Here is a 13,200-nt window from a genome sequence, read left to right on the forward strand (position 1 = left end):
GGTGGTGCATTAAAAAGTATGCTGATATCAGACATACCCGTTATTAATATAAAAGAACACTAAATCAAAGGCTTTAAAGTGATTCTCGAGTTTTTTGGAAAAGTTACAACTTCGCCTAACTGCTCGTTTTATCCTATGCCGAATACGGCAATTATTTCCTTCGATGCCCACGGTGAAAAATTTACCAATTCTTTGAGTAAAGCCTTTAAAGCCAGTGACGAAGCTATCCCAATTATCACTGGCAATAACAGCACAAGTTACACCCAAGGCTTGAGGTTTTGCGCTTAATCGTTTAACCGTTTTAAGGTCTCGCTTTCCCCATACATAGGCAACAATTTCGCCTGTTTGACGGTGGTAAGCATAGATGAGCCATTGTTTGTTGCTCTTTTTACCTACGAACATCCATAGCTCGTCTACTTCTAGTTGGTCATAGTGACTTTGCTTTGGTATCAGTCGGTAGTTGCATTTTTCCAAAGTAGCTAATACTTTACCTTGGCTAATCCTTTCAACGCAAGCGATGTCTTTTATGCCACTACCTCGTACCATGAGTTGGCGTATTTTGCTTTCTTTTTGAGAGTGACATCCAAGATAACTTAACGCATGGTCGCCAATAAATTGCCGCCTGCAGTCTTTGCATTGGTAGTTCTGCTTACCATAGCTTTTTTTACCGTTTTTCTTTATACTGTCCCCTAAACAGGCTGGGCAGTTGATGTATAGTGTGATTTGCATTTCACTATTTTATCAATTTCTCAGCCTGTTTTTTTACAGCATACTTTTTAAAGCACTACCTGAACTTGATGATCAGCGGTGGGCTAACTTATCTGACTTAAATTGTGTGGTATTAAGAATGTTTGATATAAAAATTAAACCTAAATCCCCCTAACCACATTCTCAATCGTGCCAAAGATCGTGTTGCCGTCTTTGTCAAACATCTCAATACGCACCACATCACCGTGTTTCAGAAATGGCGTTTGTTCTTTACCTTCGATCTTTTGGTACATACGAAGCTCCGCCAAGCAGCAGTAACCGACGCCGCCATGCTCGACACTTGAGCCCCACAGACTGTCTTGTTTATTAGACACCGTCCCTGAGCCAATGATCGTCCCTGCCGCCAGATTGCGTGTTTTGGCAGCATGAGCGATAAGCTGACCAAAATCAAAAGTCATGTCTGTGCCAGCATTAGGACGACCAAAGAGCGCATCATTTAGATGCACAACCAGCGGTAGGTTTAATTTATTGTCCTGCCAATCGTCCAGCTCATCTGGCGTCACTGCGACAGGACTAAACGCCGAGGCAGGTTTAGACTGAAAAAACCCAAAGCCTTTGGCAAGCTCATCTGGGATAAGATTTCTTAAAGACACATCATTGACCAGCATCACTAAGCGGATTTGTTCAGCGGCTTGTTTTGGGCTGCTACCCATTTCAACTTTGCCTGTAATAACCGCCACTTCAGCTTCCATATCAATGCCCCACGCTTCGCTTGCGACGATATCATCATTTGGAGTGATGAAGCCATCCGAGCCACCTTGATACATCAAAGGATCATCATAAAATGACTTGGGTACTTCTGAATTTCGGGCTTTACGCACCAATTCCACATGGTTGATGTACGCTGAACCATCCGCCCATTGATACGCCCGAGGCAGCGGCGAGTGGCATTTTGTACTATCAAATGGTAAGCCGTCAGTGCTATCATTGAGCTTTTGATAGATATCTTGAAGCTTAGGCGCTGTGTTTTCCCAATCATCGAGGGCAGCTTGCAAGGTGGGTGCGATCTCGCTTGCGGTGACATAGCGGCTCAGATCACGACTGACGACGACCAAGGTGCCATCTAGTCCGCCTTGTTTTAGGGTGGCTAATTTCATAAAAACTCCTGATTATTTTTATATTTTAAAAAACAAATCCATCACACATCGGGTGGCTCTGTACCGTCATGAACCCACTGAGCGTATTTGGGTGCTTTTTTGGTTTGCGCCCATTCATTGAGCATCTGCCATTTGACCTGATCAAGCGCGCGGTTCATCCGATCGGTTGAGATATCACAGGCAAGCTCAATGCGATGTCCATTGGGATCAAAAAAATAAATACTCTTAAATAGCGTATGATTCACAGGCCCCAAAACCTCCAAGCCTTCATTAATCAGCCTGTGTTTGGTGGCGTTTAATGCCTCTTCGCTATCAACTTTGAGCGCCAAATGCTGAGTCCAAATCGGCGTATTTTCATCACGCCCCATCTCAGGTTTGGTCGGTAGCTCAAAAAATGCCAAAATATTACCGCCCCCTGCATCCAAAAAAATATGCATATAAGGGTCAGGTTCGCCCGTAGATGGTACTTTATCCTCGGCGATGGCAAGCACAAATTCCATGTGTAAGTGCTTTTGATACCATTCAACCGTCTGTTTGGCATCCTTGCAGCGATACGCCACATGATGCACGCCTTTGGTCAGGGACATGAAAACTCTCCTTGGTGATGTGCGGTTTGTTCTATCATTTCATCAAAAAATACCCCTAAATAAAAGTTGGATTTTATGGATTATTTATCAGACTATACGATAATTCCTGTGATTTAATGCATGAATTCACCAATGATTACTAAGAAACCTCAAGATACAAGCTCACCGACTTTCAAACCGATGGATTCCCAAATCATGAATAGCTATGATAAATATGGAGGGTTATTAAAATAATTAAAATCCCCCAGAAGCAATCCTGCAACTGGGGGATTTTAATTGGATCAACCAAACAATCAATTAAGCGTCATAAGGATCGCGCAACACGATGGTCTCACCTCGATCTGGACCTGTTGAGATAATGTCCACAGGGCAGCCGACAAGCGCCTCGATGCGCTTAATATATGCTTGGGCATTGGCAGGCAATGCATCAAAATTGGTCACGCCAATCGTTGACTCGCTCCAACCTGGCAAGGTTTCATATTTTGGGGTGACTTTTTCATAATATTCAGCATCATAAGCACCTGCACATTCACCTTCTGGCACTTCATAGCTCGTACAGATATTAATCTCATCCAAGCCATCAAGCACATCAAGCTTGGTCAAGCAAATTCCACTCATTGAGTTTAGCACAACTGCACGGCGTAAGCTTACCGCATCAAACCAACCACAGCGACGAGCACGTCCAGTCGTTGCGCCAAACTCATGACCTACTTTTGCCAAATGGGCACCCACATCATCAAACAGCTCTGTTGGGAATGGACCTGAGCCAACACGCGTGGTGTATGCCTTAGTGATACCCAGTACATAATCCAAATACAAAGGACCTAGACCTGTCCCAGTAGATACGCCGCCAGCTGTCGTGTTTGAGCTGGTGACAAACGGATATGTACCATGATCAATATCAAGTAGCGTCCCTTGAGCGCCCTCAAACATCAGATTTTCGCCATTTTGGCGGCGAGTCTCTAGCGCGTCCGTCACATCCACCACCAAGTCTTTGAGCTCGGCTGCCCATTCTTGACATAGCTTAAGTGTGGCGTCAAAGTCGATGGCATCGACTTTATAATATTCAGTCAGTGCAAAGTTATGATATTCAAGCAAATTTTCTAGCTTTTCAGGCAGATCCGCTCGGAACAGATCGGCGACTTTAAGCGCGCGACGAGAAACCTTATCTTCATAAGCAGGACCAATGCCGCGTCCTGTGGTGCCGATTTTACCATTGCCACGCTTAATTTCGCGCGCTTGATCCAAGGCCACATGGTAAGGCATGATCAATGGACAAGCAGGCGAGATGCGCAACCGCTCACTCACAGGTACACCCTTTTCGATCAAGCCGTTCATCTCTTTGAGCAGTGCATCAGGGGCAAGCACAACACCATTACCAATAAAACAAGTCACGCCTTCGCGCAAAATGCCTGATGGAATCAAGTGCAAGACAGTTTTTTCGCCGCCGACGACTAGCGTATGACCTGCATTATGACCGCCTTGAAAGCGAGCGACGGCGGTGGCCTTTTCGGTGAGCAAATCCACAATCTTGCCTTTACCTTCATCGCCCCACTGACTGCCCAGCACGACAACATTCTTACCCATAATGTATCCTTAAAAGTTACTCAATAAATCATTCAACAATCAAATCAGTGACAGTCAGAACTCATCACCAACTAAGCGCACCGCCCAAACAGGCTTATCTTGATCAGTATCCCAATGCAAGATACCATCAATCTGATCAGGCTTATCATCCACAGTCAAAGGCTTAATGACAATACAGCCTTCAGATTGCAAAGTTTTAATTTGTGCCGCCAAATCGGCTTTTGTGTCTGCATCGGCATTTTGTAGATCGTGATAATCCACCCAAATCACGGTATCTTCTTCAAGCTCAACAAATTCAAGCAAGCGATTAATGTCCATGCTAAAGCCAGTCGCACCGCGTGCCACGCCTTGAGTTGAGATCCCATCAAAGCGTCCGCCGCGCACCAAAGCCTGAGTCTGCGTAGTTCTATTGCTCAAATACACATCAAAGACCACGCCAGTGTGGTAATGATAGCCTGACAATTCAGTCACATCAATGCTCACGCTCATGCCGACTGCTCTGATATGCGCCGCCAAAGTCGCAAGCTCATTTGCCGCTTGGATGATGTCATCATCTTGGCGAGCTTTATCAGACAGTTTACTTAATAAAGCGTCGGCATTTGGCGTACGATCACTGCTTAGTGTATGTTTAGCCAACACCAAAAAATCGGTTGCATCACTTGGGCTGCTTAGGCTTTGTCCGATATTTTGGCACCATTTGGCAAGCTCTGGCATGGCTTTTTTATGATAAATACCAATCAGCTCGTCAGCGTCTTTGTTTGAAACTTCATGCAACTGGCATAAGCGATCAAAAATAGCCACATGTCCAATATCCACATGCAACATCTCTCGATCCAGTCCAATCTCATCCAACAGTGCTGCCAGCAGGTCAATCAGCTCAAGCTCGGCGCGGATGTCATCCACCCCAAAAATCTCAGCGCCCAACTGAAGCGGTGTACGCAGTCCAAACAGACCGGTCGGTAGGGTTTTGACAACCTGCCCAACATAACAGTAACGGCTGACACCTTGACCATATTTGCTGTCTATGCGTAAAATTTGCGGCGTAATATCGGCACGCAAGCCCATCAAGCGCCCATTGAGCTGATCGATAAATTTGAAAGTTTGGCGTTTTAAATCTTCATCGGCATTATTGAGTAGGCTTTCGGTGTACTCAATCAAAGGTGGCGACACTAAGCGATAACCGTGCGCTGTGAGCACAAATAGTAAGGCATCACGCAAGCTTTCTTGTTTTTGAGCATCGGTAAATAGGACATCAGCAACACCATCAGGTAGGAGCCAATTTTGCTGAATGTGTTTTGCATCCATTTGGTGTTCGGCGTTAGAATTGGTGGTGCTATGCTTTGGCACAAAAAAACCCCTGTCAGCAAATAAAAACAGTCAAACAAGCGTTTGACCAAAATACGGTGTCATGAAATACGGTATCATGAAAAAATAACTTGGGCTTATAACAAGCTTATAAAATAAGTATCATAATTACAAATGAGTTATATTGACTCATTTGTGATCACAGTAAGCATTTAGCATTTTTTCTTGACTAGTGTACCATACCTTAGCAGGCTTGCAAGGTTAATTTGAAAAAAATTTTATCAATCACTCAATTGTCAATGAAGTCATCATTTAACTGATGAAAAATTGCGACAGTATTGCTATAATAATCCACTGAATATAAATTTGCTCTATATTTTTAGGGTTTTGGCAAACTGATCATCACGAAATTTGCGATTTTTTGGGGATTTTATGACACAGCATAATACACAAACCGATCACACCCCAAATCCAAACGACCTGACCCACCCTACCGAATCCGCCACCATATCTGATCTTAATCCTATCATTCATCAAGATGAGCTGTTTGATGAATCAGACATGATCAAAGTCACCAACGACCCTGAGCATACCCCTGAAAGTGCTGAAACTTTCCACGATACTCAAGACAGCTATATCTATGGCGATGCTGATGCTACGGATGAAGATACCATTGAGACAATGACAGTCTACGATCCTGATGCGGATCGTTTGGAGGATATAGAACAATCAGGTGATAACGAAACGGTCATTTGTTATTCTTATTCTCGTAAAACGGGTGCGCCTATTGAGGCTTTGGCGATCGAGGATGTCAGCCGCACACTCACCAATAATAATCAGTTTATTTGGCTTGGCTTGTATGACCCAAGCCTTGAGACGGTGCAAGAAGTTCAAGATGCTTTCGATTTGCATGAGCTTGCCTTGGAGGATGCATTTGCCGATCATCAGCGCCCCAAAGTCGAAAGCTATGGGAACGATACGATCTTCGTCGTCGTGCGAACTGCCAAGCTTGAGGACAATCAAATTCGCTATGGCACCACCGCCATTTTTATGGGCAAAAATTTCATCATCAGCGTCCGCCGTGGTGCATCCAATTCCTACACCCCTGTCCGAGAGCACTGTCACCGCCGCCCCGAAAAGCTGCGCTTAGGTCCGATTTTTGTACTGCATGCGATTTTGGATTTTATCGTCGATAACTATTTGCCAATCACCGACCGATTGGGTAATTATCTGCGCGAGCAAGAGCGTAATATTTTTTCGCACGAATTTAGTAAAACTACCTTAAAAAGCTTGTATGAACTAAAATCTCAACTGGTGCACATGCGAGCGGTCATTTTACCCGTTCAAGATGTGTGTAACTTTTTTATTAATCATAAAAAAAATGAGCTGGTCTCTGCCTTCCCTGTCGCCGCTAAGCCATATTTCCGCGACGTTAACGACCACCTTTTGCGCTCTATTGATGCGGTCAATGGTCTGAACGAAATGCTGTCTGTGGCGATGGATACGTATATGGCGATGGTCACGATGGGGCAAAACGACGTCGTGCGTAAGCTTGCGGCATGGGCTGGTATAGCGGCTGTGCCGACGGCGGTAGCTGGCATCTATGGCATGAACTTTGACTATATGCCTGAGCTGCACATCAAAAATGCGTATTTTGTCGTACTTGGTGCCGTGATTAGCGTGTGTTTGTTCTTATATTCTAAATTTAGAAAGGCAGGTTGGTTGTAATTTATCATTCAAACTGATAACTTCATAAGTTTTATATATAATTTTTGATTTTATTGGCACAGTGCTTAAGTTTCCATTAAAATGGCTGCTTAATTATTGTGCTTTTTTATTTGAGTTTATCATCAAAATAAGGGATGGCTATGGCTGAAGCTGGTATGGCAAGCGAGCTGATACAGGTCGTTACACTGCTTGGGGCTGCCGTGATTGCAGTTCCTGTTTTTCGTAAAATTGGCTTAGGATCTGTCCTTGGTTATTTGGCTGGTGGTCTGATCATCGGACCGTTTGGCTTAGGGATATTTACCGATCCACAGACCATCATCCATATCGCTGAGCTTGGCGTGGTGATGTTTTTATTCATTATCGGTCTTGAGATGCATCCATCGCACTTATGGAGTCTAAGACGGCAAATCTTTGGGCTTGGCTCTTTGCAGGTGCTAGGCGCCACAGCCTTAATGATGCTAGTGATGAAGCTGTTTGGGGTATCATGGCAAGTGGCTTTTGTGGGTGCATCAGGCTTTGTACTGACCTCGACGGCGATCGTCATGCAAACTTTGGGCGAAAACAATGAGTTGTCCACCGCCAAAGGTCAAAGCATGGTGTCCATCTTATTATTTGAAGATCTGCTGATCGTGCCGCTGCTTGCCATTGTGGCTTTTTTATCGCCGGTGGTGCACACCAGCGAAACGCCAGCTTGGCAGGCGATCGTGGTCGCATTGGGTTCATTGCTTGCGCTGCTGGTTGTTGGACGCGTGCTGATTAATCCATTATTTAAAATACTTGCCAAAACTGGTGTACGAGAGATTATGACTGCAGCAGCGTTATTGGTCGTGCTAGGATCGGCACTACTCATGGAACTTGGCGGTCTGTCGATGGCGATGGGCGCGTTCGTCGCTGGCGTGCTACTGTCTGAATCCAGTTTCCGACATCAGCTTGAAGCGGACATTGAGCCTTTTCGCGGTCTTTTATTGGGCTTATTTTTCTTGGGCGTCGGCATGGCGCTTGATTTATCCATCGTCGCTAAGAACTGGCAGCTGATCGGTCTTGGCGTCATCGTACTCATGCTCACCAAAGGTCTTTGGATTTATTTGGCGGCGCGCATGACCAAATCTGGTCACGCCATCGCCATTGAACGCGCGGTCATGATGGCACAAGGTGGTGAGTTCGCTTTTGTGCTATTTTCAGCGGCGGCGGCTCATTCGGTGATATCTGCCGATACCCATGCCAATTTGACCGCAGTCGTTGTAATATCTATGGTGCTTACGCCACTATTTTTAGTGATCCATCAAAAATACATAGCCAAACACAGCCCCAAAGCTTCTTTTAGAGACAGTGATGCGATCGACGAAGAAAACCCCATCATCGTCTTAGGACATGGCAGATACGGACAAGTCGTGAATGGTATGATGACCGCTTGTGGCTATCAGACCACACTGATTGATAGTGATGCTGATCATGTGGATGGGTTATCAAGCTTGGGTATCAAAACCTATTATGGTGATGCCACACGATTTGATTTGCTTGACATGGCGGGCATCGCCAAAGCTAAGCTGGTGATCATTGCCATTGATCATCCTGAAGAAGCGCTGTCCATTGTACGCCATTTGCGCCATGCATATAGCGACTTGCCGATCGTGGCGCGCGCTTATGATCGCGTCCATGCCTATCAGCTGCACAGAGCAGGCGCCAATGCAGTGATTCGTGAGACTTTTGACTCGGCGGTGCGTAGCGCACGCACAGGGCTTGAGCTTTTGGGGATGGACAGTGAGATTGCCGAGCGCATCGCACATCTTTACCATCACCGAGATCGGGACGGCGTCGCCGCAGCTGCCGAAACCTATGACCCAAATGTCAGCCGCTATAAAAACACGCACATGATCAGCATGCTCAATGAGCATCGCGCGCATACTAAGGTGATGATTGAAAAAATCTTGCGTGGCGAAGAAGTCACATGGCAACCAAAACGGGGTACTTATCTGGGTCAAGAAAATCACTAATCAATTAAAATACCTTGAACTCAATTCAAGGCATTTTAATATGTATTTAACATTTATTTAACCAAAAGCTACTAAAGCACCATGGCAGCAATCCAACCAAAAATAATCAAAGGAATATTATAATGAATAAAAGTTGGAATGACAGAATCACGAATATGATCATGTTGACCGTCTGCATTTAGCCCCATGGTAGGACCCAGCGTAGAGTCTGACGCAGGCGAGCCAGCATCGCCCAACACGCCTGCTGTCGCAATCAAAGCCACCGTAGCAGGCACACTAAAGCCCACCGCCATGCATAGCGGCACATAGATGGTCGCAATAATGGGGACGGTAGAAAATGACGAACCAATCCCTAGCGTCACCACCAAACCAACAAGCAACATCGAAAATGCCGCAAGCATTTTGTTATCGCCAAAGATACCCACCACGCCATCAACCAACGCATCAATTTGCCCTGTGGCTTTCATCACTTCTGCAAAACCTTGAGCGCAAATCATGATAAAGCCAATCATCGCCATCATCTTAATACCATCATTAAATACGTCATTAGCATCGCGCCACTTAACGACACCTGTCGCCATAAATATCGCAAAACCCACGAGCGAGCCAATCAATAAAGAATCCGTCATCAGCTGCGCCACAAATGCCGCAACAATCGCCGCCACCGCCACGACAACATTGAGCGTGCCAACGTGAGTGGGCGCTTGACTGACTACCACATCTTTTTCTTGGTAATCGCGGGGTTTACGATAAGTCACAAAAATCGCAATCAAAAGCCCGATCAGCATACCCAAAGCAGGAATCGTCATAGTTTGCATCATTGAGATATTATCGGTTGCCATGCCTGCTTCATTGACATTTTTAAGAATAATTTGATTCAAAAAAATATCACCAAACCCATAAGGAATGAACATATATGTATTGACCAACCCAAAGGTCAAAATACACGTCACAGCACGGCGATCCAAGCGCAAACGATTCATCACCAATAATAGCGGCGGCACGATCAGCGGAATGAATGCAATATGAATCGGCACAATGTTTTGGGACATCATCGCCATGATAATCAAGATAAAAAATAAGAAAAACTTAAGCTTGCCTGCGCCATCGGTGTGCTGCACCTGAGCAATCAGCTTATCTGCCAACATCTGCGGCAGTCCTGAATGAGCGATCGCCATCGCAAACGCACCAAGCATGGCATAAGACAAAGCGATCTGTGCACCGTTTTTAATACCATCTTGAAAAGAAGTCAGCGTATCAGCTACTGACATGCCCGCCACCAAACCGCCGACGAGCGCCCCAACCACCAAGCTTAGCACCACATGCACGCGTGCAAGCGACAAGCCAACCATCACAATGACAGCAAGTAACACAGCATTAATCATCATCACTCCCAACTCACCCATCAAAATCAAACGAAGTATTATACCCCAAAAACCAGTAAGATTTTTTTAATAATATGATGATAAATCAATAACTTAGCGATTTAATTATTATAGACAATTTGCACAACTGCAATCATCTAGCAATGTTTACTAAAACACCATTGATGATTTGCCAAGTTTTTATGGGTAAGCCTTGCAATTTATTGCAGATGCCACCATAAAACTGTCATCATTTTAACACATAAGGAATGACAACAATGACGATTTCAAAATCCGATTATTATGAAAACCCAGGGCAGCTGCCACTGTTAGCGGTGCGCGATGTGGTGGTTTACCCTTATATGCAAATCGCTTTGTTTGTGGGTCGTGAGCAATCCATCAAAGCCATTGAGCTGGCTCAAGAAGCACACGATGGCGAGCTGATCGTCGTCTCCCAAAAAGACTCGCTTGCCGAAGAGATTAACATCAATAATCTGTATCAATTCGGTACTCGCTGCCGCATTGTCAGCACCATGCCGCATGATTCTGATGACAAATGCCTAAAGGTGCTGATCGAAGGTCTTGAGCGTGTACAAATCGGTCACATCCAAAATGCCAGTGATGATGCCGACGATAGCCTGATCGTGGAATTTACCGCTGCCGATGTTGAGCTAAATCTTAGCCAAGAAGAAGCCGATGCCCAAAAGTCAGTGCTGCTTGAGCTATTTAGTGACTATGCCGAAAGTGCACTGAGAAATTCGCGCGAGCTGATCCGTGTTGCCAATGGCTTTGACAATTTGCTTGAGCTGATCTACTTTGTAGCGACGCGCACGCAGTTACCCCTTGACAAAAAGCAAGCCTTGCTTGAATCAGGCGATGCCACTGAATACTTTAAGGCGCTGAGTGAATATTTCACCAACACCAAAACCGAGCGCAGCATCGAAAGCGAGCTACAAGACACCGTCCGCAAGCAGATGGAAAATAATCAGCGCGAATATTTCTTAAATGAAAAAATGAAAGCCATCAAATCAGAGCTGTCTGATTTAAATAACGGCGCTGAAGATGATGATGTTGAGCTTGAAAATCGTCTAAAAGAAGCTGACTTGCCTGACGATGTCCGCAAAAAAGCCGAAAGCGAATTTAAAAAGCTCAAACAGATGCCTGCGTCTTCTTCTGAAGCGTCAGTGGTGCGCGGTTATGTTGAGTGGATTTTGGACACGCCTTGGAATAAAGCCAGTAAAGTCAGCATCAACCTTGACAAAGCCAAGCAGACATTGGATAAAGACCACTATGGCTTAGATGATGTCAAAGATCGCATCTTGGAGTATCTGGCGGTACAATCCCGCGTCAAACAAATCCGCGGTCCGATTCTATGCTTAGTAGGTCCTCCAGGTGTGGGTAAGACCTCTTTGGGCGAGAGCATTGCTCGTGCCACAGGTCGTAAGTTTGTGCGTATGGCGCTGGGCGGTGTGCGTGACGAAGCCGAAATTCGTGGTCATCGCCGCACTTATATCGGTGCGATGCCTGGCAAGATTGTGCAATCACTTGTCAAAGTCGAGGTCAAAAATCCGCTATTTTTGTTGGATGAAATTGACAAGATGGCGCAAGATTTTCGTGGTGATCCTGCCTCAGCCTTGCTTGAGGTTTTAGATCCTTCCCAAAATAAAGCGTTCAATGACCATTATTTGGATTTGGATTTGGATTTGTCGCAGGTGATGTTTATTTGTACCGCCAATAGTATGAATATCCCGCCTGCCCTGCTTGATCGCATGGAAGTCATTCGCTTGCCTGGCTACACTGAAGATGAAAAAATGGCGATCGCCAATAATTATCTAACCCCAAAAGCTTTGGAACAAAACGGTCTAAAACCCAATGAGCTTAATATTACTGATGAGGCATTAACCAGTATTATCCGTCATTATACCAGAGAGGCAGGTGTACGAAACCTTGAGCGCGAGATTAATAAAATCAGCCGAAAAGCAGTTCGCACACAAATTGAAAAGTACGGCACTAAGCCTAAAAAAGGTGTGAAAATCGAGGGGCTGACCATTAATGATGAGAATATATCAGACTTTTTGGGTGTCAAGCCATTTGACTATGGCTTAGCAGAAAAAGAACCTGAAATTGGTCGCATCACAGGTCTTGCGTGGACTTCTGTGGGTGGGGAGCTTTTGACCATCGAATCTGCGACGATGCAAGGTAAAGGTGAGCTTGTGTTTACAGGATCGCTTGGCGATGTCATGAAAGAGTCTATCCGAGCCGCGATGAGCGTCGTGCGTGCCAATGGCGAGCGATTTGGTATTGATTATGAGAAATTTAAAAATACCGATTTGCACATCCACATGCCCGAAGGTGCTACACCCAAAGACGGTCCATCGGCAGGTATCGCACTCACCACTGCCATCGTCTCTGCAATGACGGGTATTGCCATCCGCGCCGATATAGCAATGACTGGCGAGGTAACTTTGCGTGGTAAAGTCCTGCGCATCGGCGGGCTCAAAGAAAAGCTCTTGGCGGCGCATCGCGGCGGGATCAAGCATGTCTTAATACCCAAATCCAATGAGCGTGATTTGATCGAGATTCCTGACAATGTCAAAGAAGGTCTTGTCATTCAGCCTGTTGAGACGATTGATGAGGTGTTAGCGGCGGCATTGGTTGAGCCAATTCGCCCACTCCCTCCACAAGCGGTCACTCACAAGACCAGTAGCGATACTGTACGCAGCTAAACAACAGCACACCTAGGCAGACATTGTCAGGTGTGCTTTTTATT

9 protein-coding genes are annotated in these 13,200 nt (G+C 45.4%); 3 read left to right on the plus strand and 6 right to left on the minus strand.

Features of this window, described 5'->3' with window-relative positions; translation table 11 throughout:
- Nucleotides 1-27 precede the first annotated feature (27 nt).
- The 5 genes from AO382_RS09250 to AO382_RS09270 all read right to left on the minus strand — a co-directional run bounded on the left by AO382_RS09250 (nucleotide 28) and on the right by AO382_RS09270 (nucleotide 5,386).
- Nucleotides 28-729: an IS1 family transposase gene (locus AO382_RS09250; RefSeq protein ID WP_064618156.1), complete on the minus strand. Its 702-nt coding sequence runs from the start codon at nucleotides 727-729 to the stop codon at nucleotides 28-30.
- Nucleotides 730-869: 140 nt separating this feature from the next.
- A complete protein-coding gene (locus AO382_RS09255) occupies nucleotides 870-1,865 on the minus strand; it encodes a fumarylacetoacetate hydrolase family protein (protein WP_064620481.1) in 996 nt (331 codons plus the stop codon).
- A 41-nt stretch (nucleotides 1,866-1,906) separates the two neighbouring features.
- Nucleotides 1,907-2,452 carry a VOC family protein gene (locus AO382_RS09260; RefSeq protein WP_064620483.1) on the minus strand — a complete coding sequence of 182 codons (546 nt, stop codon included), beginning with the start codon at nucleotides 2,450-2,452 and terminating at the stop codon, nucleotides 1,907-1,909.
- Nucleotides 2,453-2,749: 297 nt separating this feature from the next.
- Nucleotides 2,750-4,039 (minus strand): adenylosuccinate synthase, encoded by a 1,290-nt coding sequence (locus tag AO382_RS09265; RefSeq protein WP_064620486.1) that lies wholly within the window; start codon nucleotides 4,037-4,039, stop codon nucleotides 2,750-2,752.
- Between the two features lie 54 nt (nucleotides 4,040-4,093).
- Nucleotides 4,094-5,386 carry an ATP phosphoribosyltransferase regulatory subunit gene (locus AO382_RS09270; RefSeq protein ID WP_064620489.1) on the minus strand — a complete coding sequence of 431 codons (1,293 nt, stop codon included), beginning with the start codon at nucleotides 5,384-5,386 and terminating at the stop codon, nucleotides 4,094-4,096.
- A gap of 390 nt (nucleotides 5,387-5,776) precedes the next feature.
- On the opposite strand from AO382_RS09270, the gene AO382_RS09275 reads away from it, so the two are divergent.
- Both AO382_RS09275 and AO382_RS09280 read left to right on the plus strand, forming a co-directional pair.
- Nucleotides 5,777-7,072, plus strand: a complete 1,296-nt coding sequence (locus AO382_RS09275; protein WP_081261403.1) for a magnesium and cobalt transport protein CorA — start codon at nucleotides 5,777-5,779, stop codon at nucleotides 7,070-7,072.
- A gap of 140 nt (nucleotides 7,073-7,212) precedes the next feature.
- A complete protein-coding gene (locus AO382_RS09280; RefSeq protein WP_064620491.1) occupies nucleotides 7,213-9,066 on the plus strand; it encodes a monovalent cation:proton antiporter-2 (CPA2) family protein in 1,854 nt (617 codons plus the stop codon).
- A 71-nt stretch (nucleotides 9,067-9,137) separates the two neighbouring features.
- Here AO382_RS09280 and AO382_RS09285 read toward each other — a convergent pair whose 3' ends face one another.
- Nucleotides 9,138-10,454, minus strand: coding sequence for a Na+/H+ antiporter family protein (locus AO382_RS09285; protein WP_064620560.1), 1,317 nt, complete (start codon nucleotides 10,452-10,454; stop codon nucleotides 9,138-9,140).
- Nucleotides 10,455-10,708: 254 nt separating this feature from the next.
- Here AO382_RS09285 and lon point away from each other — a divergent pair, with 254 nt between their 5' ends.
- Entirely contained in the window at nucleotides 10,709-13,156 is a 2,448-nt protein-coding gene (lon, locus tag AO382_RS09290) for an endopeptidase La (protein ID WP_227513676.1), read from the plus strand.
- The last annotated feature ends 44 nt before the right edge of the window (nucleotides 13,157-13,200 follow it).

Source organism: Moraxella catarrhalis (genome assembly GCF_001656295.1).
Taxonomy (GTDB): Bacteria; Pseudomonadota; Gammaproteobacteria; order Pseudomonadales; family Moraxellaceae; genus Moraxella; species Moraxella veridica.

Coding starts and splice junctions, on each gene's coding strand:
- lon (WP_227513676.1), top strand. CDS start 10,709: ATGACGATTTCAAAATCCGATTATTATGAAAACCCAGGGCAGCTGCCA.
- AO382_RS09250 (WP_064618156.1), bottom strand. CDS start 729: ATGCAAATCACACTATACATCAACTGCCCAGCCTGTTTAGGGGACAGT.
- AO382_RS09275 (WP_081261403.1), top strand. CDS start 5,777: ATGACACAGCATAATACACAAACCGATCACACCCCAAATCCAAACGAC.
- AO382_RS09255 (WP_064620481.1), bottom strand. CDS start 1,865: ATGAAATTAGCCACCCTAAAACAAGGCGGACTAGATGGCACCTTGGTC.
- AO382_RS09280 (WP_064620491.1), top strand. CDS start 7,213: ATGGCTGAAGCTGGTATGGCAAGCGAGCTGATACAGGTCGTTACACTG.
- AO382_RS09265 (WP_064620486.1), bottom strand. CDS start 4,039: ATGGGTAAGAATGTTGTCGTGCTGGGCAGTCAGTGGGGCGATGAAGGT.
- AO382_RS09260 (WP_064620483.1), bottom strand. CDS start 2,452: ATGTCCCTGACCAAAGGCGTGCATCATGTGGCGTATCGCTGCAAGGAT.
- AO382_RS09285 (WP_064620560.1), bottom strand. CDS start 10,454: ATGATGATTAATGCTGTGTTACTTGCTGTCATTGTGATGGTTGGCTTG.